This is a genomic window from Pseudonocardia humida (genome assembly GCF_023898865.1).
Classification (GTDB): domain Bacteria; phylum Actinomycetota; class Actinomycetes; order Mycobacteriales; family Pseudonocardiaceae; genus Pseudonocardia; species Pseudonocardia humida.
In genome coordinates, this window is the sequence record NZ_JAGSOV010000038.1 from 1 (window position 1) to 25,620 (window position 25,620).

Annotated in this window: 23 protein-coding genes and 1 rRNA gene; 13 read left to right on the forward strand and 11 right to left on the reverse strand. The window is 75.8% G+C overall.

Features of this window, described 5'->3' with window-relative positions; translation table 11 throughout:
* The 3 genes from rrf to KDL28_RS18030 all read left to right on the forward strand — a co-directional run.
* A 5S ribosomal RNA gene (gene rrf / locus KDL28_RS42415) occupies nt 1–78 on the forward strand; the annotation flags it as partial.
* A gap of 100 nt (nt 79–178) precedes the next feature.
* Nucleotides 179–1,021, forward strand: a complete 843-nt coding sequence (locus KDL28_RS18025; RefSeq protein WP_252440141.1) for a GNAT family N-acetyltransferase — start codon at nt 179–181, stop codon at nt 1,019–1,021.
* 95 nt (nt 1,022–1,116) lie between these two features.
* Nucleotides 1,117–4,122 (forward strand): bifunctional [glutamine synthetase] adenylyltransferase/[glutamine synthetase]-adenylyl-L-tyrosine phosphorylase, encoded by a 3,006-nt coding sequence (locus KDL28_RS18030; RefSeq protein ID WP_372497007.1) that lies wholly within the window; start codon nt 1,117–1,119, stop codon nt 4,120–4,122.
* Here the strand turns inward: KDL28_RS18030 and KDL28_RS18035 are convergent.
* Entirely contained in the window at nt 4,110–5,336 is a 1,227-nt protein-coding gene (locus tag KDL28_RS18035) for a cytochrome P450 (protein WP_252440145.1), read from the reverse strand. The two genes, KDL28_RS18030 and KDL28_RS18035, sit on opposite strands and share 13 nt — an antisense overlap.
* Nucleotides 5,337–5,535: 199 nt before the next feature.
* On the opposite strand from KDL28_RS18035, the gene KDL28_RS18040 reads away from it, so the two are divergent.
* On the forward strand, nt 5,536–6,171 hold the full coding sequence (locus KDL28_RS18040) for a LysE family translocator (RefSeq protein ID WP_252440147.1): 636 nt from the start codon (nt 5,536–5,538) through the stop codon (nt 6,169–6,171).
* A 13-nt stretch (nt 6,172–6,184) separates the two neighbouring features.
* Here KDL28_RS18040 and KDL28_RS18045 read toward each other — a convergent pair whose 3' ends face one another.
* On the reverse strand, nt 6,185–7,081 hold the full coding sequence (locus KDL28_RS18045) for a helix-turn-helix domain-containing protein (protein WP_252440149.1): 897 nt from the start codon (nt 7,079–7,081) through the stop codon (nt 6,185–6,187).
* Nucleotides 7,082–7,182: 101 nt separating this feature from the next.
* On the opposite strand from KDL28_RS18045, the gene KDL28_RS18050 reads away from it, so the two are divergent.
* The 3 genes from KDL28_RS18050 to KDL28_RS18060 are packed head-to-tail and all read left to right on the forward strand — an operon-like array spanning nt 7,183 to nt 8,820.
* Complete coding sequence (locus KDL28_RS18050; protein WP_252440151.1) at nt 7,183–7,899, forward strand: M50 family metallopeptidase; 717 nt, start codon at nt 7,183–7,185, stop codon at nt 7,897–7,899.
* A 17-nt stretch (nt 7,900–7,916) separates the two neighbouring features.
* On the forward strand, nt 7,917–8,327 hold the full coding sequence (locus tag KDL28_RS18055; protein WP_252440153.1) for a nitroreductase family deazaflavin-dependent oxidoreductase: 411 nt from the start codon (nt 7,917–7,919) through the stop codon (nt 8,325–8,327).
* A 55-nt stretch (nt 8,328–8,382) separates the two neighbouring features.
* On the forward strand, nt 8,383–8,820 hold the full coding sequence (locus tag KDL28_RS18060; protein WP_252440155.1) for a GlcG/HbpS family heme-binding protein: 438 nt from the start codon (nt 8,383–8,385) through the stop codon (nt 8,818–8,820).
* A gap of 28 nt (nt 8,821–8,848) precedes the next feature.
* Here the strand turns inward: KDL28_RS18060 and KDL28_RS18065 are convergent, their stop codons facing one another.
* Nucleotides 8,849–9,325 (reverse strand): DnaJ family domain-containing protein, encoded by a 477-nt coding sequence (locus KDL28_RS18065; RefSeq protein WP_252440157.1) that lies wholly within the window; start codon nt 9,323–9,325, stop codon nt 8,849–8,851.
* A gap of 125 nt (nt 9,326–9,450) precedes the next feature.
* Between KDL28_RS18065 and KDL28_RS18070 the strand changes: the two genes are divergently transcribed.
* Complete coding sequence (locus KDL28_RS18070) at nt 9,451–10,488, forward strand: serine hydrolase domain-containing protein (RefSeq protein WP_252440159.1); 1,038 nt, start codon at nt 9,451–9,453, stop codon at nt 10,486–10,488.
* Nucleotides 10,489–10,499: 11 nt separating this feature from the next.
* Here KDL28_RS18070 and KDL28_RS18075 read toward each other — a convergent pair whose 3' ends face one another.
* The 4 genes from KDL28_RS18075 to KDL28_RS18090 all read right to left on the reverse strand — a co-directional run bounded on the left by KDL28_RS18075 (nt 10,500) and on the right by KDL28_RS18090 (nt 14,815).
* Nucleotides 10,500–11,384 carry a tetratricopeptide repeat protein gene (locus tag KDL28_RS18075; RefSeq protein ID WP_252440161.1) on the reverse strand — a complete coding sequence of 295 codons (885 nt, stop codon included), beginning with the start codon at nt 11,382–11,384 and terminating at the stop codon, nt 10,500–10,502.
* A gap of 164 nt (nt 11,385–11,548) precedes the next feature.
* A complete protein-coding gene (locus KDL28_RS18080) occupies nt 11,549–12,175 on the reverse strand; it encodes a GOLPH3/VPS74 family protein (RefSeq protein ID WP_252440163.1) in 627 nt (208 codons plus the stop codon).
* Nucleotides 12,176–12,485: 310 nt separating this feature from the next.
* Nucleotides 12,486–13,685, reverse strand: coding sequence for a DNA polymerase IV (dinB, locus tag KDL28_RS18085; protein ID WP_252440165.1), 1,200 nt, complete (start codon nt 13,683–13,685; stop codon nt 12,486–12,488).
* 215 nt (nt 13,686–13,900) lie between these two features.
* A complete protein-coding gene (locus KDL28_RS18090) occupies nt 13,901–14,815 on the reverse strand; it encodes a dihydrodipicolinate synthase family protein (RefSeq protein ID WP_252440167.1) in 915 nt (304 codons plus the stop codon).
* Nucleotides 14,816–14,885: 70 nt separating this feature from the next.
* Here KDL28_RS18090 and KDL28_RS18095 point away from each other — a divergent pair, with 70 nt between their 5' ends.
* Nucleotides 14,886–15,791 carry a LysR family transcriptional regulator gene (locus tag KDL28_RS18095; protein WP_252440169.1) on the forward strand — a complete coding sequence of 302 codons (906 nt, stop codon included), beginning with the start codon at nt 14,886–14,888 and terminating at the stop codon, nt 15,789–15,791.
* Between the two features lie 44 nt (nt 15,792–15,835).
* On the opposite strand, the gene KDL28_RS18100 is transcribed toward KDL28_RS18095, so the two are convergent.
* The 4 genes from KDL28_RS18100 to KDL28_RS18115 are packed head-to-tail and all read right to left on the reverse strand — an operon-like array spanning nt 15,836 to nt 21,202.
* Nucleotides 15,836–16,153: a Rieske (2Fe-2S) protein gene (locus KDL28_RS18100; RefSeq protein WP_252440171.1), complete on the reverse strand. Its 318-nt coding sequence runs from the start codon at nt 16,151–16,153 to the stop codon at nt 15,836–15,838.
* Nucleotides 16,150–18,693 (reverse strand): nitrite reductase large subunit NirB, encoded by a 2,544-nt coding sequence (nirB, locus tag KDL28_RS18105; protein WP_252440173.1) that lies wholly within the window; start codon nt 18,691–18,693, stop codon nt 16,150–16,152. The genes KDL28_RS18100 and nirB overlap by 4 nt, the downstream gene beginning before the upstream one ends.
* 2 nt (nt 18,694–18,695) lie before the next feature.
* Nucleotides 18,696–19,043 carry a molybdopterin oxidoreductase gene (locus tag KDL28_RS18110; protein WP_252440175.1) on the reverse strand — a complete coding sequence of 116 codons (348 nt, stop codon included), beginning with the start codon at nt 19,041–19,043 and terminating at the stop codon, nt 18,696–18,698.
* Nucleotides 19,043–21,202: a molybdopterin oxidoreductase family protein gene (locus tag KDL28_RS18115; protein WP_252440177.1), complete on the reverse strand. Its 2,160-nt coding sequence runs from the start codon at nt 21,200–21,202 to the stop codon at nt 19,043–19,045. Before KDL28_RS18115 ends, KDL28_RS18110 begins: the two co-directional genes overlap by 1 nt.
* Before the next feature lie 159 nt (nt 21,203–21,361).
* Between KDL28_RS18115 and KDL28_RS18120 the strand changes: the two genes are divergently transcribed.
* The 4 genes from KDL28_RS18120 to KDL28_RS41120 form a co-directional block, all read left to right on the forward strand.
* Nucleotides 21,362–22,228 (forward strand): lytic polysaccharide monooxygenase auxiliary activity family 9 protein, encoded by an 867-nt coding sequence (locus KDL28_RS18120; RefSeq protein WP_252440179.1) that lies wholly within the window; start codon nt 21,362–21,364, stop codon nt 22,226–22,228.
* Nucleotides 22,229–22,507: 279 nt separating this feature from the next.
* Nucleotides 22,508–22,876 carry a hypothetical protein gene (locus KDL28_RS18125; protein ID WP_252440181.1) on the forward strand — a complete coding sequence of 123 codons (369 nt, stop codon included), beginning with the start codon at nt 22,508–22,510 and terminating at the stop codon, nt 22,874–22,876.
* Nucleotides 22,877–22,910: 34 nt separating this feature from the next.
* Complete coding sequence (locus KDL28_RS18130; RefSeq protein ID WP_252440183.1) at nt 22,911–23,666, forward strand: ABC transporter permease; 756 nt, start codon at nt 22,911–22,913, stop codon at nt 23,664–23,666.
* A 258-nt stretch (nt 23,667–23,924) separates the two neighbouring features.
* Nucleotides 23,925–25,620 (forward strand): ABC-F family ATP-binding cassette domain-containing protein (locus KDL28_RS41120; RefSeq protein ID WP_308216025.1); only part of this gene is annotated, 1,696 nt, incomplete at its 3' end.

The window sequence follows — 25,620 nt, forward strand, 5'->3', positions numbered from 1 at the left end:
CCGAACCCGGAAGCTAAGCCCTCCAGCGCCGATGGTACTGCACTCGTCAGGGTGTGGGAGAGTAGGTCGCCGCCGACATTCAACATTGGGGCCCGGTTCCGCTATTTGCGGAACCGGGCCCTTTTTTCGTGCGCGTTTTTCGGTGTCGCGACCGCGGTCCGTGGCCCATGCTGGCGCCGTGAACGTCTCCGTCGTCGAGGATGTGGCCGAGTTCGCCACGGCCGTCGAACCGGTGCTGGCCACCGATCCGACGCGCCACACGATCACGATCACCGCGCTGGACGCGATCCGCCGCGGTGGCGCGCCGGTCGATCTGATGCTGCTGGCGCGCGATGCCGGCGAGGTGGTGGGCGCCGCCCTGCGGTCACCCGGGCGCCACCTGCTGGTGGAGGCGCTGCCCGCGCGGTTCGCCGAGGCGGCGGCCGATGTCGTGGCGCGGGTCCACCCGGGCATCCGCGGAGTCACCGGTCCCGTGCCCGCCGCCGAAGAGTTCGCCCGCGCCCTGGCCGCGCGCAGCGGAGCGACGTACGAGGTGAGCGACCGCAACCGGCTCTTCGAACTCGGCGAGCTGGTCTCGCCGGCGTCCGTGCCGGGGTCCGCCCGGTTGGCGGGCGAGGAGGACGTCGATCTCCTGGCGCACTGGCGGGACGAGTTCGCGGTCGAGGCCCACGAGGCGGGGCAGGTGCCGGTCGACAGCGCGGCCGAGGTGCGCCGCAACCTGCGGCTGGGCTGCGCGGAGGTGGTGTGGGAGGTCGACGGGGTCGTCGTGTCGCAGGCGACGGCGCGGCCGGTGCTGGCCGGCATGTCCCGGATCGGCCCGGTCTACACGCCGCCCGAGCACCGGCGGCACGGCTACGCGGCCGCGGTCACGGCGGCGGCGAGCCGGTGGGCCCTCGACGCGGGCGCCGCCCGCGTCCTGCTGTTCACCGATCTGAGCAACCCCACGACGAACGCGCTCTACCCGCGCATCGGCTACCGGCCCGTGCACGACCGGGTCGACCTGGTGCTGGTCCCCGACTGACCGGCCCGACCGGTGCCCCGGTCCACCCCGCGCACCGCACCGGGACGCGCGAGCGCGCGGGGTGCCGGAAGCGGCGGGCCGTGCGGCAGGATCGGGTGGTGACCGATCGTCGTCCACGAGTCTCGCTGGCGCGGTTGGGGTTCACCGCGGAATGGGCCGAGGCCACGCTCACGGAGCTGGGCTGGTGGTCCGGCGACGGGCCGTCCGAGGGCGCCGAGGAGGTCATGTGGGCCCTGGCCCGCAGCCCCGACCCCGACCTCGCGCTGCGCACCGTCGAGCGGCTGTTCGAGAACGTCCCCGACCGCCGCGAGCTCGACACCGCGCTGCGCGCCGACGTGGGCCTGCGCGGACGGCTGCTGGCCCTGCTGGGCAGCTCCACGGCGCTGGGCGACCACCTGGTCACCCACCCCGACCGCTGGCGGCGCCTGGTCGGCTCCCCGGGCAAGGAAGTCCCGCCCGATCCGGCGACGGCGCTGCTCACCGCGGTGGGGGCGGATCCGGACGGTCCACCGGCCGGCGCCGCGGGTGGGTCGCCGGCCGCGCTGACCGGCCCCGAGGCCGTCGCGGCCCTGCGCACGGCCTACCACGACGAGCTGATGGTGCTCGCGGCCGACGACATGGCGGCCGTTGGCGAGCGCGACCTGCCGGTGCTGGACGTGGCCGATGTGGCGGCCCGCCTCGCCGACCTGGCAGCGGCGGCGCTGCGGGCGGCGCTGGCCGTCGCGCTGGCCGAGGTCGAGGGCGACCCCGGGCGGCTCGCCGTGATCGCGATGGGCAAGTGCGGCGGCCGGGAGCTCAACTACGTCAGCGACGTCGACGTCGTCTTCGTCGCCGACCCGGCCGACCCGGCCACCACCCGGCTCGCCACGCGGCTGATGCGGGTCGCCGGTGAGGCCTGCTTCGAGGTCGACGCCAATCTGCGCCCCGAGGGCAGGCAGGGCGCGCTGGTGCGCACCCTGGAGGGGCACGTCGCCTACTACGAGCGCTGGGCCAAGACCTGGGAGTTCCAGGCGCTGCTCAAGGCCCGGCCGGTCGCGGGTGACCCGGAGCTGGGTGCCGCGTACGCCGCGGCGGTCGCGCCGATGGTGTGGAGCGCGGCGGGACGCACCGACTTCGTCGCCGACGTGCAGGCCATGCGCAGGCGCGTGGTGGAGCACCTGCGTCCCGACCGCGCCGACCGGGAGATCAAGCTCGGCCCGGGCGGGCTGCGCGACGTCGAGTTCGCGGTGCAGCTGCTGCAGCTGGTGCACGGTCGCACCGACGAGGCCCTGCGCTCGTCGACCACCCTGGACGCGCTGGCCGCGCTGGCCGACGGCGGGTACGTGGCCCGCGACGACGGCGCCAACCTGGCCGCCTCCTACCGGTTCCTGCGGCTGCTGGAGCACCGCCTGCAGCTGCAGCGGATGCGCCGCACCCACCTGCTGCCCGCCCCCGACGACCACGCCGCCCTGCGCTGGCTGGCCCGGGCGGCGCGGATGCGCCCCGACGGGCGGCGCGACGCGGTCGGCGTGCTGATGGCGGAGTGGACGCGCAACGCGCGCCGGATCCGGCGGCTGCACGAGAAGCTGTTCTACCGCCCCCTGCTGGCCGCGGTGTCCCGGCTCAGCCCGGACGTGGCGCGGCTGTCGGAGCAGGCGGCGACCGCCCGGCTCGCCGCGCTGGGCTGGGCGTCCCCGGAGGGGGCGCTCAACCACCTGCGCGCGCTCACCTCGGGCGTCTCCCGGGCCGCGTCCATCCAGAACGCGCTGCTGCCGGTGCTGCTGGAGGAGCTCGCGGTCAGCCCGGATCCCGACCGCGGGCTGCTGGCGTACCGGCGGGTGTCCGAGGCGCTGGCGACCACCCCCTGGTACCTGCGCCTGCTGCGTGACGAGGGCCAGGTCGCGGAGCGGCTGATGCGCCTGCTCGGGGTGTCCGCGCTGGTGCCCGACCTGCTGGTGCGCGCGCCGGAGGTGCTGCGGCTGCTGGCGGCCCCGGTGGCCGGGCAGGCCGACGAGCTGCTGCGCGACCCGGCCGAGGTCGCCACGTCGCTGCGGGCCACGGTGGCCCGCCAGCACGACCCGAAGGTCGCCGCGGACACGGCGCGCTCGCTGCGCCGCCACGAGATGCTGCGGGTGGCCTGCGCGGACCTGCTCGGCTCGCTCGACGTGGAAGGGGTCTGCGCCGCGCTCAGCTCGGTGTGGACCGCGGTGCTGCAGGCGACCGTCGACTCGGTGCAGCGCGCCGTCGGGCCGGGTCCGTCCCGGCTCGCGGTGATCGGCATGGGCCGACTGGGTGGGGCCGAGATCGGCTACTCCAGCGACGCCGACGTGCTGTTCGTCTGCGAGCCCGTCGAGGGCGCCGACGACCGCGACGCCGTGCGGCACGCGACCACGATCGTCGAGACTGTGCGCCGCCGGTTGGCCGCGCCCAGCCCCGACCCGGCCCTGGTCGTGGACGCCGACCTGCGGCCGGAGGGCCGCCAGGGCGCGCTCGTGCGCACCCTGGACTCCTACCGCGGCTACTACGCGCGCTGGTCGGAGACCTGGGAGGCGCAGGCGCTGCTGCGCGCGCGCCCGGTGGCCGGGGACGCCGACCTGGGTAGGCGGTTCATCGAGATGATCGACCCGATCCGCTACCCGGACAACGGCATCGGCGACCAGGCGGTCACCGAGATCCGCCGGATCAAGGCCAGGGTCGACGCGGAGCGGCTGCCGCGCGGCGCCGACCGCGGCACCCACACCAAGCTGGGGCTGGGCGGGCTGGCCGACGTGGAGTGGACCGTGCAGCTGCTGCAGCTGCGCCACGCCGGCGACGTCCCCGAGCTGCGCACCACCTCGACGCTGGACGGGCTGCGCGAGGCGGGCGAGGCGGGCCTCATCGACGAGGCCGACGCCGCCGCGCTGGCCACCGGCTGGACCATGGCCACCCGGGCCCGCAACGCGGTGATGCTGGTGCGCGGCAAGCCCGGTGACCAGCTGCCGCGGTCGGGGCGGGAGCTGGCCGCGGTGGCGGTGGGCCTGGGCTACCCGCCGGGTGGCGACCCCGGTGTCTTCCTCGACGACTACCGCCGGGCCACCCGGCGCGCCCGGGCGGTCGTGGAGCGCGTCTTCTACGGCTGGTAGGCCCGGCCGGGGGCCCCGAAGCGCAGCGGCAGCGCGACCGGGCCGGTGATGCCCAGCGCCGGGCGCCAGGTCGGCTCGCCGTCGAGGGCGAGCGGCCCGAGCCGCCGCGCGAGCACCGGCAGCGCCTCGGACATCTCGGCGCGGGCCAGGTTGGCGCCCAGGCAGTAGTGGACGCCGGCACCGAAGCTCAGCGGCGGCGCCGGGCGCCGCGCGGTGATGTCGAAGGTGTCCGCGTCCGGCCCGAAGACGGCCGGGTCGGTGTTGCCGGCGTGGAAGAGCATGGTCAGCACCGTGCCGGCGGGGATGACGGTCCCGTCGATCTCGATGTCCCGGGTGGCGACGCGCCCGGTGCCGGTGGCCGTCGGGGCCAGCCGCACGACCTCGGCGACGGCGTCGGCGGCCAGCTCGGGGCGCTCGGCGAGCAGCGCCCACTGGTCGGGGTGGCGCTCGAACAGCGCCATCGCCAGCCCGAGCTGGTGGCGGGTGGTGTCCTGACCGGCGAACAGCAGGGCGGCCACCATGAGGCGCAGCTCGCGGGTGGTGAGCCGGTCGCCGTCGGCCTCGGCGGCGATCAGCCCGGTGATCAGGTCGGCCCGCGGGTCGGCGCGCCGCGCCGCGATCAGGGCTTCGGTGGCGGCGTGCAGCCCGGCCAGGGACTCCTCGATGCGGTCGAGGTGCGCCCTCGCGGTGTAGGAGAACATCAGTCCGAGGTCGTTGGCCCAGGTGCGGAACGCGTCGTGCTGCTCGGTCGGCACCCCCAGCAGCTCGCAGATGATCCGCGCCGGGAACGGGTCGGCGAACTCGGCCATGAACTCGCCGCGCCCGGCCGCGGCGAGCCGATCGGCCAGCTCCTCGGCGACCGCGGCGATCCGTGGTCGTACCGCCGCCACCGAGCGCGGCGTGAAGGCCCGGCTGACCAGCGACCGCAGCCGGGTGTGGTCGTCGCCCTCGACGGTCAGGATGATCGAGTTCATGAACTCGGGCACCGGCCCGGAGACGATGCCCTGCGCGGTGAGGATCCGGTGACTGCCCTGGACCAGGCGGCGGTCGCCGAGCAACAGGTTGATCTTGTCATGGTGCAGCACGGCGATGCCCATCGGCGTGCGGGCGTACCAGTTCGCCGCCCGGGCGGCGCGCGCCTGCGGACCGTCCGGCCGGAAGGCCGGGTCCAGCAGGTCCAGCACCGCGACGTCGCTCTCGAGCACGGAGATCATCTGCTGCTCCTCCCCTGCGGTGGGGGTGCCACTCGTCCCCGCGGGAGACGATGGCCGTCGGGCCGCGGTGAGACACCGGCTGCCGGAGAGCCGACCAATGGAGCAGAGTGAATCCAGCGAGAGGTGCAGTTCGCTGGTCCGTGAGGTGCGCTGGGCAAAGTCGGTGGGCACCCGGGCGGGGGCGGCATAGCTTTGCGGCGTGCCCTCCGTGCAGACCCTCCTGACCTTCGCCCTCGCCGGGATCGTGCTGGTCGTGATCCCGGGGCCCAGCGTGCTGTTCATCGTCGGTCGCGCGCTCGCCCACGGCCGGCGCGCCGCGCTGACCAGCGTCGCCGGTAACACCACCGGTGCCGCGCTGGTGGTCCTGGTGGTGGCGCTCGGCTTCGGGGCCGTGGCCGCGCAGTCGGTCGCGGTGTTCACCGCGCTCAAGCTGGTCGGTGCCGCCTACCTCTGCTACCTCGGCGTGCAGACCTTCCGCCACCGCGGCGACCTCGCCGAGCTGGTGGGCGCCCCCGACGGCGGCCTCGACCGGCGGCTGTACTGGCAGGGCGTGCTGGTCGGCGCGACGAACCCGAAGGTGCTGGTGTTCTTCGCGGCCGTGCTGCCCCAGTTCGTCGACGCGGACGCCGGCAACGCGGCCGGGCAGATGCTGGTGCTCGGGCTGCTGTTCGCCCTGATCGCGGCCACCCTGGACAGCGCGTGGGGGCTGGCCGCCGGCGCCGCCCGCCAGTGGCTGGCGACCTCCCCGGCGCGGATGCGCCGGATCGGCGGCACCGGCGGCCTGATGATCTTCGGGATGGGTGTCGCGCTGGCCTTCACCGGCCGCCGCGACTGACCGCACCGACCTTTCAGCCCGCCCGCAATGCGGCGATCACCCACTCGAACACCGGGACGCTCGACGGGGCCGGGTCCCAGCCGTTGAGCACGCCGAGCAGCTGCCAGTACCGCTCCACCCGGATGTCGGTGAAGGTGGCCAGGCCATCGGCCATCTCCCGCCTGCCCGCCCGGTCCAGCGCGGGGTCGACGATGCGGGCCAGCACCTGCTGCCCCTGCTCGGAGGCCGGGTCGACGCCGGCGGCCAGTGCCGGGCCGGCGTGCTCGGTCACGGCGGACGGATCGGGGGAGGGCGGAGCGCCGGTCGAGCGCGAGCCGGCCACCGCCATCTCCCGCACCCGGGCGCGGAACGCCGGGTCGCCGACCAGCTCGGCCAGCTCGATCCAGGCCGCGACCTGCTCGGTGGTCGGGTCGGTGGGCAGCTCCGCGGGCATGCTGCGCATGGCGCCGGCGATCCCGGCGCCGGCCGCCTGCGGGTCGGTGCCCGCGAAGGTGGCGTCGACGAACTCGTCGATCATCTGCTGCCGCTCGGCGGCGGAGAGCCGGGCGAGGTCGTTCATCAGGGATGCCTTCCGTTCGGACCACTCGCCTCCGGCGAGCAGCGTGCACAGGGCGCGCTGGACCCGCAGCGCGCGGATCCGGGTGTCGATGGCCTGCACGTGAGCGGCGGCCACCTCCTGGACGCTGCGGCGCCGCTCCAGCACCAGCCGGACGTCGTCCAGGCCGAGGCCGAGCTCGCGCAGGGTGCGGACCAGGTCGAGCCGGGCCACCGCACGGGCGTCGTAGCGGCGGTAGTTGCCCCGCGACCGGTCGGTCTCGGGCAGCACGCCCTCGTCGGACCAGAAGCGGATGGTGCGGGCCGGAACGCCCGACCGGCGGGCGAGCTGCCCGATGGTCAGCAACGTCGTCATGGCCCCATGGTGGAGCTTCCAGCCGGTGGAAGGTCAAGCCCGATCCGCGCCGACCCGCCCCGGTCGACCGGCGCCGCCCGGGCGCACGCCAGACTGGGGCCGTGGGAGCCGACCAGCTGGCCGAGATCGTCGACGCGGTGCGCACGACGGTCGCGCGGAGCCCGGGGGTGCTGCTGGCCGCGGTGCTCGCGCTGGTGGCGGTGATCTGGTCGGTGTCGTGGCGCTGGACCCGGACGGTGGTCACCATCGCCCACGAGGGCGGGCACGCGCTGACCGCCGTGCTGGCCGGGCGCGGCCTCACCGGCATCCGGCTGCACCCCGACACCTCCGGGCTGACGGTCTCGACCGGGGCGCGGCGCGGGCCCGGCCTGGTCCTCACGTTCCTCGGCGGCTACCCGGCGCCGTCGCTGCTCGGGGTGGGCGGCGCGGCGCTCGTCGCGGCCGACCGGGCCGAGCTGATGCTGTGGATCGCGCTGGCGCTGCTGGCCGCCACGCTCGTGCACGTCCGCAACCTCTACGGGGTGGTGGCCGTCGTGGCCACCGGGGCCGCGGTGGCCGCGGTGGCGATCTGGGGCGAGCCCCGGGTGCAGGACGGGTTCGCCGCGGCGCTGTGCTGGTTCCTGCTGTTCGGCGGGCTGCGCGCGGTGCGCGAGCTGCAGCGCGGCCGGCGGCGCACCCGCGGCCGGTCCGACGGGTCGGACGTGGACATGCTGGCCAGGCTCACGCGCGTACCCGGCGGAATGTGGGCGGGGATCTTCTGGTTGATCGCGGGGGCGGCCGTCCCGGCCGCCGGCTGGGTCCTTCTCGTCCAGCCCTGACCGCACGGAGGAGTCCTGTGAACGACTGGAACACGAAGATCATCGAGGAGTTCCGGGCCAACGAGGGTCGGGTGGGCGGCCCGTTCGAGGGCGCCCCGATGATCCTGATCCACCACATCGGGGCCAAGACGGGCACGGAGCGCGTCGCGCCGTTGGTCTACTTCCCCCAGGACGACGGCAGCATGGTGATCATCGCCTCGAAGGGCGGCGCGCCGACGAACCCCGACTGGTACCACAACGTCAAGGCGAACCCGAGCTTCGATGTCGAGGTCGGCACCGAGACCTTCCCGGTGAAGGCCGAGGAGGTCGTCGGCGACGAGCGCGACGCGATCTGGGCCGCCGTCGTGGCGACGATGCCGGGCTTCGGCGAGTACCAGGAGAAGACGACCCGCAAGATCCCCGTGCTGCGCCTCGTGCGCCAGGGCTGAGCCCCGCACCGGTCGAGCACCGCGCGCCGGGGCGCGCTGCGGCAGGATGGCGGCCATGACGATCACCCTCGACCAGGCCCGGACCATCGTGGACGCCGCCCTGGAGCACGGCACCGCGCAGGGGTTCAACCCGTTGACCGTCGCGGTGCTCGACCCCGGGGGCGCGCTCGTCGCGCTCGCCCGCCAGGACGGTTCGGGCAACCTGCGCCCCGACATCGCCGTGGCCAAGGCCTGGGGGGTGCTCGGGATGGGCATGACCAACCGGGCCATCGCCGCGCGGGCGGCCGACTCCCCGGAGTTCTTCACCTCGGTGGCCGCGCTGGCCGGCGGTCGCATCCTGTCCGTGCCCGGCGGGGTGTTCGTGCGGGCCACCGACGGCACGCTGCTGGGCGCCGTCGGCGTCACCGGCGACGCCTCGCTCAACGACGAGGCCGCGGCCGTGGCCGGCATCGCGGCCGCCGGGCTGGTCGCCCAGACCGGCGCGGAGGAGTAGGGGCGCGGATCGGACCGGGTGGCCGGGCTCAGCGGCGGTGCCACCAGCGGCGGCGTCGGAGCCGGGCCGCTTGCGCGGCCGGTCGCGCCGTGGCGGCGCCCTCCTCGGCCGCGGGGCGCTGGGCCCGCTCCTGCGCCCACCGCCGGACGGCCTCGTCGACGTCGACCCGCCCGACGTGCACGCGCGGCCCGGTCGGAGCCCGCAGGAAGTCGACGATGCGCAGGTTGAGCTCGCGCACCGCATCGCGCACGGCCTGCTCGGTCGGCAGCGCGCGCAGCTCGTCGGGAAGCCGGTCGATCTCCTTGCGCAGCTGCACCGACGGCGGCAGCAGCGACTCGCTGGAGAGGCCTTCGCGGCGCAGGTAGCCGCGCACCCACCACAGCTCGTCGTCGGGCCCGTCCAGCCCCGGCAGGGGCTTGCCCTTGCCGGGCAGGTCGTCGAAGGCGCCGCGCTCGGAGGCGAGCCGGATCTGCCGGTCGACGAGGGACTCGTACTGCTCGGACACCCGGCGCACCCTCCGTCCCGTCCGCGGCCATGCCCCGTCCCCCGACGGTACCGGGGCGCGACCGTCCGGACCTGGCGCCGGCTGGGCGGGCGGGGGAGACTGCCCGCGGGACCGGAGGAGCGGCCATGGGCACACGGGCGTCAGCGGGGACGCCGTCGACGACCTCACCGCGACCGAGCGGCAACGCGAACGCCGTCGCGGCCCTGCTGCTGGTCCTGGTGACCCTGGCCGCGTGCGTCGCCTGCACGACGGCGTCCGACGTCCCGCCGCTCCCGCGCCCCGCGCCGTCCCCGGTGGCCCCCGCCCCCACCGCGCCCGCCCGGCCCGCCGTCGGGCCCGAGGGGCTGTCGGCCCGGATCGAGGCGTTCCTGGGCGCCAGCAGGTGGGGCCGCTACGACCGGGTGTCCGCTGTCGTGGTCCGCGTGGACGGTCGCACGGTCGTCGACCGGCGTCGTCCGGGCCCGCCCGAGCAGCGCCGCGAGGTCACCGGGTTCACCTCCGCGGTCCTGGTCGCGCTGGTGGGCGTCCTGCTCGACCGCGGCGAGCTGGGCGCGGAGGGGCTGCGCGGCGTGCGGCGCCCGGTGGCGGAGCTGCTGCCGCCTTCGGTCCCGGCGCCGCTGCCCGAGCCGCTCGCCGCGGTCGCCGCCACGCCCCTGCACGAGGTGCTGGTCGGCACCTCGGGGGACGACACGGCGGCCATCGCCGCCCTGCTCACCGCGGCCACCGGGCGCCCGGTCCCCGACCTGGCCCGCGAGCTGCTGTTCGACCCGCTGGGGGTCGACCCGCCGTGGACGGGCTCCGGCCCGGCGGTCACCGCGCAGGAGATGGCCGCGGTCGCGGAGCTCTGGCTCGACCACGGGGCGGTCGACGGGCGCCAGGTCGTGCCGGCGCGGTGGATGGACGCCGCCACGCGCCCCTACGCCGAGACCGGGCGGCGGACGCTGCCCTACGCGGGCTACCGGCAGTGGCTCACCCGCGTCGACCGGCACGCCGCCGTCGTGCTGACCGGCGAGGAGTGCCAGATCGTCGAGGTGGTGCCGCGCCTGGAGCTGGTGGTCGTGGTCGGTTGCGACGAGGACCCGACCCCGGACGTGGCCATCCCGGCCAGCAGCGAGGCCTTCCTCGAGCTCGTGGCGAGCACGGTGGTGCCCGCGCTCGGCTGAGCCGGGGCGGGTCAGCCGGTGGCGGCGTCCGGGGCCAGCTGCCCCAGGTTCGGCGAGCGCTGCTGCTGCGGTCCATCGGCGAACCGCGCGGCGTCCTCGCGCAGGGCCAGCGCGTCGGGGTGCTGGGCGCCGAACGAGCGCTCGGCGCTCGCCGCGGCCAGGGCCGCGGTGTCGGCGGCGGCGTCGAGCTGGCCGAGGTCGGCGAGGCACCACGCCAGGTGCGCGCGGATCAGGATGGTCAGGTGGAACAGCGGCCCGTGCGCCTGCTCGCAGTCGACGAGGGCGCTGGTCAGGTGGTCGACCGCGACGGCGGGGTCGCCGCTGTCGGCGCGGGCCAGCGCGTGGCCCATCCGCGACACCAGCGTGTCGGGGTGGCCGGGGCCGAGCACCCGCACCCGCTGCGCCGCGACGCGCCCGGAGAGCACGATCGCCTCGGACAGCTGGCCCGACAGCCGCTGGGCGGTGGCCAGCGCGTCGCGGGCGACGAGGGTGGCGGGGTGGTCGGTGCCGAGGACGCGTTCGCGGGCGGCCAGGTTCGCGCTCAGCAGCGGCAGCCCGTCGGCCCAGCGATCGAGCGTGAGGTAGGCCGTCGCCAGGTTGCCCAGCGCGACCAGCGTGTCCGGGTCGTCGGGGCCCAGCGTGGGCGGGCAGTGCGAGGAGTTCTCCTCGAGCAGCTCGAGGGCGGCCGTGCGCCGGCCGTCGGTCCAGTGCGAGACGGCGAGCGCGTTGCGCGCGGACAGCGACCGGCGGTTCTCGCTGGGCACCGCGACCGCGTTCTGCCGGCCGGAGTGGGCAGCCGGTCCGTTGCGCAGCAACGCGCTCTCCAGCAGGAACGGAGAGCCGTCGAGAATCCCGCCGGAACCGTTCTGCGGCAGGCCGAACGGGGGTTCCGGCACGGAGCCTCCGGATTGCTCGATGAGTAAGGGCGGCCGAGGCTAACACTGACGGGCTAGCGTCGACCCCAAGGGTGACTACGCTCCGCATTGCGCTCTTCGGCGCAACTGGGCGCCCCGCCGGAAGGGCGCTCGGCTGTGCGGTGCGGCCAAGCGCGTTCGGCCGCTCAGTCGCCTTCCGCGGCGGCCCGGACGCCGGCGAGCACGGTGTGCAGGTCGGCCGGGAGGTGCTCGTTGACCTGGCGGACGAGCTCGCGCGCGGCGGAGCGGTCGATCTCCGGGTCGAGCACGCCCTCGAGACCGAGGGTCCACAACAGGCTGGCGGTGAACGCGCCGGGCAGGTCGAGCTCGCGCGGGCTGCCGATCATCCGCTCCAGTCGCATCCGCGGCCGGGCCGCGGCCAGCAGGTCGACGCCGGGGAACCGGTCGGGCTTGCGGCGCACCAGCCCGCCGCCGCTCTCCCGGCGCACGACGCCCAGCGACTCCAGGCGCCGCGAGATCAGGTCGTACAGCGGTTGGGCCAGCGAGTCGGCCCAGGCGCGCACGGAGCGGACCGAGACGTGGCGCTGGATGGTGTCCAGGACGTAGCCGTCGACCTCGTTGGGTTCGACGGTGTAGCTGTCGGTCAGGACGACGCGCCCGTCGGCGAGGGCGATCCGCCCGGCGACGAGCAGCTGGGCCAGCTCCGCCGCGACGAGGCCGTAGCCCAGCCGCTCGCGGTTGACCCGCAGCTTGCCGCTGAACTCGTCGTGGGCGATGAGGAAGAAGCCGGCGGCCAGCTCGTCTCGCTCCATCAGGTGCCGTGTCCTGTCCTCATGTCCGCGGTGCGTGCCCGGGAATCGTAGTGAGGTGCGCCGCGTCCGGGACAGTGCGGCCGATCGGCCTAGCGAATTTGCCGCTGGATCGGCTCCGTTGCGCCCATCAGTGGACGTCTCGACGGAGGCGGCTCCGCCATTGGTCGAGCCGGAATGCGCGGGTTCGTCCGGCCAATGATTGCGTCGTCACAAACCTGGTCGGGAATCGCGTCCGAGCGGCGATCGTGACGGTTTCGTTGTGTGCGCGAGCGGATGCGTCGGGTGCCCGCTGGGTGCCCGCCGCCCGCGGTCACGGGTCGGGGAGCAGGGGCACGCTCAGGCCGGGCTCGCGGCCGAGCTGGGTGGCCCGGGTGACCGAGCGGGAGCCGAACCGCCCGCGCACCGAGTCGAGCGCGGCGTCCAGGGTGGGGCCGCTTCCGGCCTCGAAGGGCAGGGCCAGCTGGACGGAGCGGTCGTCCTGCAGGTTCGACAGCGACAGCCCGAGCAGCGTGATGCCCTTCTCGGTGATCATCGGCAGGGCCTCGGCCAGCAGGCCGCGGGCGGTGCGCAGGATGGTCGCGGTGTGCTCGGTCGGCTCGGCCATCGAGTGCGAGCGGGTGGCGCGGGTGAAGTCGGCGAAGCGCAGCCGCAGCACGACGGTGCGGCAGAGCCGGTGGCCCCTGCGCAGCCTGCCGGCCAGTCGGTCGACCGTGCCGGCGAGGATGGCGTCGAGCTCCTCCGGCGGGCGCGGGCGCCTGCCCAGCGCCTGCTGCGAGCCGATCGAGCGGCGCCTGCGGCCGGTGTCGACGACGCGCGGGTCGCGGTTGTGGGCCAGCGCGTGCAGGTGGCGCCCGGTGGCCCGGCCCAGGATCGAGACCAGCAGCGGCTCGCCCAGCGCCGCGACTTCGCCCACCGTGCGGATGCCCATGCCGTGCAGGGTGGCCGCGGTGACCTTCCCGACGCCCCACAGCCGTTCGACCGGCAGCGGGTGCAGGAACTCCAGCTCGCCGTCGGGCGGGACGAGCAGCAGCCCGTCGGGCTTGGCCACCGCGCTGGCCACCTTGGCCAGGAACTTGGTGCGCGCGATGCCGACCGTGATCGGCAGCCCGACCTGCTCGAGCACGTCGCGGCGCAGGCCCACCGCGATGTCCCGGGGTGGGCCCGCGATGCGCCACAGCCCGCCGACGTCGAGGAACGCCTCGTCGATGGAGATGCCCTCGACCAGCGGTGTGGTGTTGCGGAACACCTCGAACACCGCCTTGCTCGCGGTGGAGTAGGCGGTCATCCGCGGCGGCACGACGACCGCCTCCGGGCACAGCGCCCTGGCCTGGCGCCCGCTCATGGCGGTGCGCACGCCGCACGCCTTGGCCTCGTAGCTCGCGGCCAGCACGACGCCGCCGCCCACGATGACCGGCCGCCCCCGCAGGCGGCGGTCGTCGCGCTGCTCGACCGAGGCGTAGAACGCGTCCAGGTCGGCATGCAGGATCGTGGCGCCGCTCGACACGAACATATGTTCGCATCCGGGTGCGGCGGATCTACCGTCGTGCGCCCAACGGCGCGCCACGGTCCACGACACGCCGCCGACCAGGGTGTTGAACGAAAATTCGGTAACGGGGCAGGTTCTGCTCCCGAGGAAGTCCCCGTGCGGTTCGCCACGGACCGGGGCCGCACACGGGTGACCGCCCGTTTCATCCCCTCCACCGGGCGGTCACCCCCCGGGCTGCGTCACGCCGCCCGCCCCGGCTCGGCCAGCGCCGCGACCGCCGCGAGCGCGGCGTCCACCGCCGCCCGGCGGGCGGGCAGCAGCGGCAGCCGGACCGCGGGGGAGGGGATGCGGCCGGTGGCGTGCAGCGCCCCCTTCACCACCGTCGGGTTCGGCTCCGCGAACGCCGCCTCGGCCAGCCGGGCGAGCCGCGCGCCGAGGGTGCGGGCCCGGGCGAGGTCGCCGGCGCGCCAGGCCGCGACCAGTTCCACGAAGCGCTCGGTCGCCAGGTGCGCGGAGGCCAGCACGCCGCCTTCGGCGCCCAGCGCGAGCAGCGGGCCCAGCAGCACGTCGTCGCCGGCCAGGACGCTGAAGCCGGCGGGCCGGTCGCCGAGCAGGTCGACCGCGGTGGCGTCGAGCACGCTCGCCGAGTACTTGACGCCCACGACGCCGGGCAGCCGCGCCAGCTCGCGCAGCGTCGTCGCGTCCAGCGCCTGCCCCGTGCGGTAGGGGACGTGGTAGACGACCAGCGGCACCGGGCTCGCCGCGGCCAGGGCGGTGAAGTGGGCGAGCACGCCGGCGGTCCCGGGCCGCACGTAGTAGGGCACGGGGACGAGGGCGGCGGTCACCGAGGGGTGCTCCGCGAGCCCGCGCAGCGCCTCGGCGGAGCCGCGGGTGTCGGCGCCGCCCGCCCCGACCACCAGCCGCGCGCCGCGCTCGGCGCACACCCGCGCGCACGTGGCCAGCGCGGCGGCCCGCTCGGCGGCGTCGAGGGCGGCGGCCTCGGCCGTGGTGCCCAGCGCGACCACGCCCGCGGCGCCGGCGTCGAGGACGTCGCGGGCGAGGCCCTCGAGCGCGTCGAGGGCGAGCGAGCCGTCGGTGGTGAACGGGGTGACCAGGGGGACGAGGACGCCGTCGAGGCGGGGCGATGCGGGCACGCGTCGAGCCTGCGGTGGCCGACCGATCAAATCCAGTTCATATTGCTGCGGTGAGGATTAAGCTGCGCTGATGCTGGACGTGCGCCGCCTGCGCCTGCTGCGGGAGCTGTCCCACCGCGGCACCATCGCCGCGGTGGCCGAGGCGCTGGTGCTCACACCGTCGGCGGTGTCCCAGCAGCTCGCGGTGCTGGAGCGGGAGACGGGCGTGCCGCTGTTGGAGCGCTCCGGGCGCCGGGTGGTGCTCACCCCGGCCGCGCGCACCCTCGTCCGGCACACCGAGGTCGTGCTCGACCGGCTCGAGCGGGCCGGGGCCGAGCTGGTGCGGGCCCGCCAGGGGCTGGCCGGTCCGGTCCGGCTGGGCACGTTCCCCACCGCGGCCAGGGCGATCGTGCCCGCCGCGCTGGTCGCGCTGGCCGAGCGGCACCCCGGCCTCGAGCCGATGCTGAGCGAGATCGACCCGGCCCGGCTGCCCGACGCCCTGCGCGCCGGGGAGCTCGACCTCGCGCTGACCCACGACTACGACGTGGTGCCGGTCCCGCCCGAGCCGGGGGTGGCCGTCGAGCCGCTCTGCGTCGAGGCGGTGTTCGTGGCGGCCCGCCGCGACACCCCGGGCGATCCGGGCACGCCCGGCTTGTCCCGGTGGCGGGACGAGCCGTGGATCATCGCGCTGCCGGGGACGTCGTGCGAGGTGGCCACGTTGCGGGCGTGCGAGGCGGCCGGCTTCGCCCCGCGGGTGCGCCACCGGGTCGACGAGTTCGCCACCGTGCTCGCGCTGGTGGCGGCCGGGCAGGGGGTCGCGCTCGTGCCCCGGCTGGCCCTGGTGGCGGTGCCCGCCGAGGTGGCGCTGGAACCGCTGCCCGTGCACCGGCGTACCGGTGTCGCGCACCGGGCGGGCGCCGCCCGGCACCCGGCCGTCGCCGCGGTGACGGCCGCGCTGCGCGAGTCGGTGCCCCCGGACCTGACCGCCGCGCCCTGACCGCGCCGGCCTGCCGGGCCCGGTCGTGCCGCCGCAGCGGCCGCTCAGAGCTCGACGACGATCTCGCCGTCGGCCACCCGCGCGGGGAAGACCCGGACGCGCTCGCCCTCGGCGCAGCTGCCGTCGGCGAAGGAGAACGCCCGCAGGTGCAGCGGGCACACCACCGATCCGGGATCGAGCTGGCCGTCGGCCAGCGGACCCCCGGCGTGCGGGCAGCGGGCCCGGGTCGCGCGCAGCGTGCCGTCGCGCAGCCGGAACACCGCCACCTGCTCCCCGGCCACCGCGAACGCCCGGCCCTCGCCGACCGGCACCTGCTCCACCGGCCCGAGGCGGTGCCCGGTGGCCGTCGTCGGGGCGCTCACGCCATCGCTCCGCCGGGCAGCCGGCCGCCGCTGGGCGAGGCTGACCCGTCGCGCACCGGCACCTGGGGCAGCGGGATGAGCGGCAGCGCGCCGTGGAACTGGCCCTCGGTCGCCGGCTCCACACCCTCCTTCCACGGGTCGCGGTAGGCGTCCACGGCGGTCTGCATCCGTTCCTCCAGCCCGGCGACGATCCCGTCGCGGTCCTCGACCAGCACCGCGCGCAGCTCGTCGAGGCCCACGCGGGGCACGAAGTCGTAGGTGCGCTCCAGCCAGCGCCCGTTCTCCCGGTAGTGCTGCATGAACACGCCGGTCAGCCGCAGCGCCTCGGCCCGGCCGTGCACGGTGGCCAGCAGGTCGCCCTTGCGCACCGACGCCCCGGCCGCGCCGCCGACGTAGACCTCCCAGCGGTCGTCGCCCACCGCGACCACGCCGATGTCCTTGACCAGGGCCTCCGAGCAGTTGCGCGGGCAGCCGGCCACGGCGAGCTTGAGCTTGCCCGGGCTCTCCAGGCCCTTGTAGCGCTCCTCGATGTCGATCCCCAGCCGGGTGGAGTCGCCCAGCCCGAAGCGGCAGAAGTCGGTGCCGACGCAGGTCTTCACCGTGCGCATCGACTTGCCGTAGGCGTAGCCCGACGGCATGTCCAGGTCGGCCCAGACCTTCGGCAGGTCCTCCTTGCGCACGCCCAGCAGGTCGATCCGCTGCCCGCCGGTCACCTTGATCATCGGGATGGCGTAGCGGTCGGCCACGTCGGCGATGCGGCGCAGCTCGTCGGCCGTGGTGACCCCACCCGACATCCGCGGCACCACGGAGAAGGTGCCGTCGCGCTGGATGTTGGCGTGCACCCGGTCGTTGATGAACCGCGCGTCGCGCTCGTCGACGTACTCGTCCGCCCACACCACCTTCAGCAGCGACGCCAGCGCCATCTTCGACGGCGCGTGCTCGCCGTCGGGGGCCAGCGCGGCGAAGACCGCCGAGACCGAGCGCAGCCCGCGCTCGCGGATCGCGGCGATCAGCGCGGGCTTGTCCACCGGGATCGCCGGCACGTACCAGCCCGCGCTCTCGTCGACCTCGACGTCGCCACCGGTGGCCAGCTCGACGATCTCGCAGACCAGCGCCTTGCAGGAGCCGCAGCCCTTGCCGGCCCGGGTCTTCGCCATCACCCCGGTGACGCTGCGGGTGCCCGCGTGCACGCAGGCCACCAGGTCGCCCTTGGAGACGCCGTTGCAGTTGCACACCTGCACCGAGTCGTCCATCTCGGCGGCGCCCTGCGCGGCCGAGGGACCGGCCAGCTCGAACAGCAGCTCCATCCGCTCCTCGGGCAGCGGCAGCCCGCGGTCGAAGCTCTGGGTCAGGAAGGCGACCTTGTCCACGTCGCCGAGCAGGGTCGCGCCGACCAGCTTGCCGTCGCGCACCACCACCGACTTGTAGACGCCGCGGCGCGGCTCGGAGAAGCGGACGAACTCGTCGTCGTCGCGCTCGGGGCGCTTGAGGCCCATCGCCGCCACGTCCACGCCGGCGACCTTGAGCTTCGTCGCGTTGCGCGAGCCGTGGTAGGCGGCGTCGGGGTCGGCGCCGGTGAGGTGGTCGGCCAGCACGGCGGCCTGCTCCCACAGCGGGGCCACCAGCCCGTAGACCTCGCCGCGGTGCTGGGCGCACTCGCCGACGGCGTAGACGTCCTGGTCGTCCACGGTGCGCATCTGGTCGTCGACCACGATGGCCCGCTCCACGGTCAGCCCGGACACCACGCCCAGCCCGACGTTGGGCCGGATGCCCGCGGTGACCACCACCATGTCGGTCTCGATCGTCGAACCGTCGGACAGCACGACGCCCGACACCGAGCCGCCGCTGCTGCGCACCGCGGTCGGGCGCTGCCCGGTGCGCACCGCGACGCCGACCTTCTGCTCGAGCACCCGGCGCAGGATCGCCCCGGCCTCCTCGTCGAGCTGCTGGTTCATCAGCACCGGGCCGCCCTGCACGACGTGCACGTCCAGGCCGTGCCTGCGCAGCCCGTAGGCGGCCTCCAGGCCCAGCAGACCGCCGCCGATCACGACCGCGCCCCGGTGGCGGCGGGCGTACTCCAGCATCGCGGTGGTGTCGTCGAGCGTGCGGAAGCCGAACACGCCCGGGGTGAGGGTGCGGTCGTCGACCCACATGCCGTCCACCGGCGGGAAGAACGTGCGGCTGCCGGTGGCGATGACCAGCTTGTCGTAGCCCAGCACGGTGCCGTCGTCGGCCAGCACGACCTTGGCGAACCGGTCGACGCGCACGACCCGCACCCCGGCCAGCAGCGACACCTCGTTCTCGGCGTACCAGTCCAGCGGGTTGAGGTAGAGGTCGTCGTCGGCCTCGTCCTCGCCGGCCAGCACGTGGCTGAGCATGATCCGGTTGTAGTTGCCGTAGGGCTCCTCGCCGAAGACCGTCACGCGGAAGCGCTCGCCGCCGCCGCGGGCGAGGATCTCCTCCACGGCCCGTGCGCCCGCCATGCCGTTGCCCACCACCACGAGGTGCTGGCGGTGGTCGGGGGGTGCCTGCTGCAGCATCGTCAGACCTCCACCAGGCCGAGGTCGACCACGACCGTGCCGGACAGCCCCTCGCGGGCGGCCAGGTGCAGCTCCAGCGTGCTGCCCTCGTCGACGTCCTCGACGACGGCCAGCGCGACGTGCGTGCTCGCCCGGGCGCCGATCGGGAAGTAGCGCATCGGCGCGCCGTCGCGCAGCAGCACCACGGTGACCAGCTCGTCGGTGGAGTTGCCGCCGCGGAAGTACAGCGCCTGCGCGGTGGTGCCGGGTGGCGGGGTGTAGGCCAGGTCGGGGTGCAGCGGCCCGGGCTTGTCCAGCCCGGAGCCCTCGAAGGGGTAGACACCCTGCAGGAACGCGGGCTTGCTGATCATCAGCGCTGCTCCTCGTGCTCGGGGACGGTGACCGTGGCGGAGACGGAGACGGAGACGGTGCTGTTCGGGGTCGGGGCGCGCGGGGGCCGCACCGCCGCCACCGCGACCGCGCAGGCCTTGAACTCCGGCATCCGCGAGGTCGGGTCGAGCCGGGGGCTGGTCAGGTCGTTGGCCCCGGGCCAGTGGAAGGGCAGGAAGACGGTGTCGGGGCGGATGGCGTCGGTCAGGCGGGCGAGGGCGACGGTGCTGCCCCGGCGGGTGGTCAGCCGCACCGCGTCGCCCTCGGCGACGTCCAGCAGCCGGGCCAGCTCGGGGTGCAGCTCGGCGTACATCCGGTCCTCGGCGCGGGCCAGCGTCGGGCTGCGCCGGGTCTGGGTGCCCGACTGGTAGTGGGTGCGGGAGCGCCCGGTGGTCAGCAGGTAGGGGTAGCGGCGGTCGGTGCGCTCGGTGACCCGGCGGTCGGCCACGGCGATGAACCGCGCGCGCCCGTCGGGGGTGGGGAAGCGGTCGCCGAACAGCCGCGGCGTGCCGGGGTGGGTCGGGTCGGGGCACGGCCAGAACAGCTCCTCGCCGGCGTCGAGGCGGTCCCAGGTGATGCCCGCGTAGTCGGCCACCCCGCCCGCGCTCGCCCGGCACAGCTCGGCGTAGACCTGCGCCGGGTCGGTGGGGAAGTGCTGGCCGCAGCCGAGCCTGCGGGCCAGCTCGTGCCAGATCTCCAGCTCGCTGCGCACCCCGGGCGGCGGGTCGACGGCGCGCCTGCGGCGCAGCACCCGGCCCTCCAGGTTGGTCAGCGTGCCCTCCTCCTCGGCCCACTGGGTGGTCGGCAGCACCACGTCGGCCATCCGGGCCGACTCGGAGAGGAAGAAGTCGGTGACCACGAGCAGGTCGAGCGCGCCGAACCGCTCCGCGACCCGGCGCGCGTCCGGCGCCGAGACGACCGGGTTGGACGCGGCCAGCAGCAGCACCTTCGGCCCGGTCGGGGTGCCCAGCGAGTCGAGCAGCTCGTAGGCGGACGCGCCGGGCGCGGGCAGCGCGTCGGGGTGCACCCCCCACACGCCGGCGACGTGCGCGCGGGCCGCGGGGTCGGCCAGCTTGCGGTAGCCGGGCAGCTGGTCGGCCTTGAGGCCGTGCTCGCGCCCGCCCTGCCCGTTGCCCTGCCCGGTCACCGTCGCCCAGCCCGACCCGGTGCCGCGCCCGGGCAGGCCGAGGGCCAGCGCCAGGTTGATCCAGGCCTGCACGGTGTCGGTGCCGTCGGCGTGCTGCTCGGTGCCGCGGGCGGTGAGGACCATCGCGGTGCGCGCCCCGGCGAGGGCGTGCGCGGTGGCGACCAGGTCGGCCACCGCGACCCCGGTGACCCGCTCGACGCGGTCGGGCCAGTCGCGGCGGACCTGGCGGCGCACCGCGGCGAACCCCGTGGTCCGGGTGGCGACGTACTCCTCGTCGACCAGGCCGTCGCGGATCGCGACGTGCAGCAGCCCGTTGGCCAGCGTGAGGTCGGTGCCCGGCACCGGTTGCAGGTGCCGGTGCGCCGTCGCGGCGGTGGCGGTGCGCCGCGGGTCGACCACGATGTGGGTGGCCCCGCGGTCGCGACCGGCCTCGAACCAGCGCATCGCCGGGGGCATCGTGTCGGCCGGGTTGCTGCCCACCAGCAGCACGACCTCGGCCTCGGCCACGTCGGCGAGCGGGAACGGCAGGCCGCGGTCGATCCCGAAGGCCCGGGTGCCCGCGGCCGCCGCGGAGGACATGCAGAACCGGCCGTTGTAGTCGATCGCCGCGGACCCCAGCGCCACCCGCGCGAACTTGCCCAGCTGGTAGGCCTTCTCGTTGGTCAGCCCGCCGCCGCCGAAGCAGGCGACCGCGTCCGGGCCGTGGGCGCGCTGGGCGTCGGTGATCGCCTCGACGATCCGGTCGAGGGCCTCGGCCCACCCGACCGGGCGCAGCTCGGCGCCGCGGTGCGGGCGGGCGAGCGGGGTGGTCAGGCGCTCGGGGTGGCCGATCAGCTCCAGCGCCGACGCGCCCTTCATGCACAGCCCGCCCCGGTTGACCGGGAAGTCCTCGCGCCCGGTCAGCTCGGACCGGCCGTCCGCGGTGGTGGACAGCCGGATGCCGCACTGCAACGAGCAGTACGGGCAGTGGGTGTCGGTGTGGGCGCTGGTCATCGCAGCCAGCGTCGGTGGCCCGGATTACGCCGGCACCGCCGGCGGGTTGTCCGCCGGTTACGGCTCGCTCACCCCGCGCCCGTCCGGGTGTGAGCGCCGGCCGACGCACCCGGCCCGTCGGAGGTGAACGCCGGCGGCCCGCCGTACGTGAGTCCTGGCGTGACGTCGCGCAGAACCCGGGCCCTCGCCCTGCTGACCGTGGTGCTGGCGGTCGCGCTGGGCGTCGCGTTCCCCGGTTCGGCCGCCGCGCACGGCGCACCGACCGCACCGCTCAGCCGGGCCGCCGAGTGCGGCGGCGAGGGCACGATGACGGGCACCCCGGCCTGCCGGGCCGCGCTGGTGGCCAGCCCGGACCTGCCGACCGAGTGGGACAACCTGCGCGTGGCCGGGGTCGACGGCCGCGACCGAGAGGTCATCCCCGACGGCAGGCTGTGCAGCGGCGGCAAGCTCGCGTTCGCCGGCCTCGACCTGCCCCGCGACGACTGGCCGACCACCGAGCTGACCGCGGGCACCGACTACGGCTTCACCTACCGCGGCACGATCCCGCACGAGGGCACCTTCAAGCTCTACGTCACCAAGCCGGGCTTCGCCCCCGACCAGCCCCTCACCTGGGCCGCGTTGGAGACCGAGCCCTTCGCCGAGGTGACCGACCCGCCCATCGCCGACGGCTCCTACGCCTTCGACGCGACGCTGCCCGCCGGCCTGACCGGGCGGCACCTCATCTACACGATCTGGCAGAACAGCGGGAGCGAGGACACCTACTACTCCTGCTCGGACGTCGTCTTCACGGCGGGCCCGCAGGCCCCCGCCGCCGCCCCGGCGACGCCCGGGACCGCCGCCGCGCCGCCGGTCTCCGGCGCCGAGGCGTCGACGGCGGCGCGCGGGCCGGGTGGGGTGCCGATGCCCGCGGTGCTGGCCGGGTCGGGCGTCGCGGCCGGTGGAGTGGCGCTGGCGGCGGTGGTGCTGGTGCTGCGGCGCCGCCGCCTGCGGGCCGCGCGAGCGGCGGGGCGACACCGGCGGGGATGAGGGTCGACCGGCCGCGCCAGGGTCCAAAGACCCGGTGATCCGGGCCGTTCCTCGGGACCGCGAGCGGGCCGGCGGCGCAACCGGTTGATCTTCCGGTGGTCACGCTGCGGTCGTCGGGCGATCACCGGACGCGATTCTTCCGCCCGTTCTCGTCACCATCGGAAATTACGTGGACACGTCGGGTGCAATTCGTGGGATGAATCGGGCGAAACGTTCACGAAACCGTTCGGGTGTTAGCGTCCGGTGATCCTCTTCCCCCGCGAGCGAACGGAGCCCGTCGTGAACATCGAGACCGCCCTCAAGTCGGCCATGGACATCGACGGCGCGGTCGGTGCCGCGATCGTGGACGCCGAGAGCGGCATGATGCTGGGCAGCATCGGCGGGGGGCGCCACCTCGACCTGGACGTCGCCTCGGCGGGCAACACCGAGGTGGTGCGGGCCCAGCTGCGCGCGATGGCCATGCTGGAGATTCAGGACGGCATCGAGGACGTGCTGATCACCCTGGGCCGGCAGTACCACCTGATCCGGCTGCTGGACACGGGCGGTGCCGGCACGCTGTTCGCCTACCTCGCCCTCGACCGCGGCCGCGCCAACCTGGCGATGGCGCGCCACCAGCTGCGCCAGATCGAGCGCGTGCTGGCCTTCTGACCCGTCGGCCCGCCGCACGCGGCAGGGTGGCCGCATGGGCGGGTCGACGATCGTCATCGGGTGGGGGTTGGCCGCGGCGCTCCTGCTGCTGACGGTGGTGGCCGTGGTCGTCACCGGTCTGGGGGGCCTCGGGGTCGGGCGGGCCGTGGGGACGGCGGCGCTGCGGGCGCTGGCCCAGCTGGCCGCGGTCAGCGCGATCATCGTGGCCGTCGTCGGCTCGCTGTGGCTGTCGGCGGCCTTCGTGCTGGTCATGGTGGGTGTCGCGGCGTTCACGTCCGGTCGGCGGATGACACCCGACCGCGCCGGCCTGCTGGCCGTGCTGCCGATCCTGGCCGGGGCGGCGCCCGTGGTCGCGATCGTGCTGGCCACCGGGGCGGTGCCGCCCACCGGCATCGCGCTGGTCCCGGTGTGCGGGATCGTCATCGGCGGGGCGATGACGGCCACCTCGCTGGCCGGGCGGCGCGCGCTCGACGAGCTGGCCACCCGGCGCGGGGAGTTCGAGGCCGCGCTGTCGCTGGGCCTGCTCGACCGCGACGCCGCCATGCTGGTGACCCGCCCGTCGGGGGCCCAGGCGCTCGTGCCCGCGCTCGACCAGACCCGCACGGTGGGGCTGGTGACGCTGCCGGGCGCGTTCGTCGGGGTGCTGATCGGCAGCGGCGACGCGGTGCAGGCGGGCGCGGCCCAGCTGGTGGTGCTGATCGGGCTGCTGGCGGCCGAGTCGGTGGCGGTGCTGGTGACCGTCGAGCTGGTGGCGCGCGGGCGGATCACCCGTCCGAGCACGACCGGCTGAGCCGCGGTGCGCGGATCCACGCGGCCGGGCCCCACGTCCGGCCGGAGGAGGGGCGCGGGCGAGGCGGAAAGCGGTTGGGCGCGCGCGGGTGGCGGCGGTACCGTTCCTCCGTGCACTACTACTTCTTCCTCTGAGGGCGCGGACGCGCGGCCACGGCACCTCCCGCCGGGCCGCGACCAGTCACGTCCGCCGTCAGTGCACCCTGCGCCGATCAGCCGCCCCGTAGCGGGGCCGTGCGGCGCGCCCTCTGGAGGAAGCGTGTCCACCCCGACCACCCCTCGTTCCCGCGCGCACCTCAGCGCCTCCGACGTCCACCTGGCCCGGGGCGGCCGACCGGTGCTGACCGGGGTCGACCTGACCGTCGCCGTGGGCGACCGGCTCGGCGTCGTCGGCGAGAACGGCCGCGGCAAGACCACCCTGCTGCAGGTCCTGGCCGGACGGCTGGTCCCGGACGCCGGAACCGTGCGCCGGTCCGGCTCGATCGGCGTCGCCGACCAGGAGCTGCCCATCGGCGACGACCGGACCGTCGGCGACCTGGTCGACGTCGAGCTGGCCGACGTGCGCACGGCCATGGCCGCCTTCGACTCCGCCGCGGCCGCGCTGGCCGAGGGCCGTCCCGGCGCCGACGACGCCTACGCACGCGCGCTGGCCGCGGTCGAGGCCCTCGACGCGTGGGACGCCGACCGCCGCGTCGACCTCGCGCTCGCCGCCCTCGGCGCCCCCGACGACCGGGCCCGCCCGCTGGGCACGCTGTCGGTGGGGCAGCGCTACCGGGTGCGGCTGGCCTGCCTGCTCGGCGCCGGGCACGACCTGCTGCTGCTCGACGAGCCCACCAACCACCTCGACGCGGCCGGCCTGGAGCACCTGACCGCCCGGCTGCGCGCGCACCCCGGTGGCGTCGTGCTGGTCAGCCACGACCGCGCCCTGCTCGCCGACGTCGTCACGACGGTGCTCGACCTCGACCCGAGCGCCGACGGCCGCCCCCGCACCTACGGCGGCGGCTACGCCGGCTACCGGGAGGGGCGCCTGGCCGAGCGCGAGCGCTGGGAGGCGGCCTTCCGCGCCCAGGAGGCCGAGCGCGACCGGCTCGCCGACGGCCTCGCCGCGGCCCGGGACCGGCTGGTCACCGGGTGGCGCCCGGACAAGGGGACCGGCAAGCACACCCGGGCGACCCGGGCTCCGGCGCTGGTCCGGGCGGTGCACCGGCGCCAGGAGGAGCTGGACGCGCACGCCGTGGACGTGCCCGAGCCGCCGCTGCGGTTCGCGCTGCCGGACCTGGACGCCCGGCCCGGCATGCCGCTGGTGCGCGCGGAGGGGGTCGTCGTCGAGGGGCGGCTGGCCGACCCGTGCTCGCTGGAGCTGGCCACCGGCGACCGGCTCGTGGTGGCCGGCCCGAACGGTGCCGGCAAGTCCACCCTGCTGCGGGTGTTGGCCGGCGGGCTCGAGCCGACGTGGGGCCGGGTGCGCAGGCGGCGCGATGTGCGGATCGGCCTGCTCGCGCAGGAGTCGCCGCCCCCCGGTCGGCTGCGGGCCGCGGCCGCCTACGAGGCGGCCCAGGACCGGGCGGTCGTGGCCGGTCGGCTGACCGACGCCGACCGGGTGCCGTTGTCGCGGTTGGGCCTGCTCGACCGCCGCGACGCGGCCCGGCCGGTCCGCGAGCTGTCGCTGGGCCAGCAGCGCCGCCTCGACCTGGCCGTCCTGCTCGCCGAGCGCCCGCACGTGCTGCTGCTCGACGAGCCGACCAACCACCTCTCCATCGCCCTGGTCGACGAGCTCACCGCGGCACTGGGCGCCACCCCCGCCGCGGTCGTCCTGGCCACCCACGACCGCCAGCTCCTGCGCGACACCGCGTCCTGGCCGCGGCTCCCCCTGCACCCCCACCCCGGGGGGGGGGGGGGGGGGGGGGGGGGGGGGGGGGGGGGGGGGGGGCGGGCGCCGCACCGCGGGGGGGGGG

Excerpts from the sequence above, each read along its gene's own strand:
- KDL28_RS18035 (WP_252440145.1), bottom strand. The coding sequence starts at position 5,336 with ATGATCTCCGTGCTCGAGAGCGACGTCGCGGTGCTGGACCTGCTGGAC.
- KDL28_RS18045 (WP_252440149.1), bottom strand. The coding sequence starts at position 7,081 with ATGACGACGTTGCTGACCATCGGGCAGCTCGCCCGCCGGTCGGGCGTT.
- KDL28_RS18060 (WP_252440155.1), top strand. The coding sequence starts at position 8,383 with ATGACGATCACCCTCGACCAGGCCCGGACCATCGTGGACGCCGCCCTG.
- KDL28_RS18070 (WP_252440159.1), top strand. The coding sequence starts at position 9,451 with ATGGGCACACGGGCGTCAGCGGGGACGCCGTCGACGACCTCACCGCGA.
- KDL28_RS18080 (WP_252440163.1), bottom strand. The coding sequence starts at position 12,175 with ATGGAGCGAGACGAGCTGGCCGCCGGCTTCTTCCTCATCGCCCACGAC.
- dinB (WP_252440165.1), bottom strand. The coding sequence starts at position 13,685 with ATGTTCGTGTCGAGCGGCGCCACGATCCTGCATGCCGACCTGGACGCG.
- KDL28_RS18095 (WP_252440169.1), top strand. The coding sequence starts at position 14,886 with ATGCTGGACGTGCGCCGCCTGCGCCTGCTGCGGGAGCTGTCCCACCGC.
- nirB (WP_252440173.1), bottom strand. The coding sequence starts at position 18,693 with ATGCTGCAGCAGGCACCCCCCGACCACCGCCAGCACCTCGTGGTGGTG.
- KDL28_RS18110 (WP_252440175.1), bottom strand. The coding sequence starts at position 19,043 with ATGATCAGCAAGCCCGCGTTCCTGCAGGGTGTCTACCCCTTCGAGGGC.
- KDL28_RS18115 (WP_252440177.1), bottom strand. The coding sequence starts at position 21,202 with ATGACCAGCGCCCACACCGACACCCACTGCCCGTACTGCTCGTTGCAG.
- KDL28_RS18130 (WP_252440183.1), top strand. The coding sequence starts at position 22,911 with ATGGGCGGGTCGACGATCGTCATCGGGTGGGGGTTGGCCGCGGCGCTC.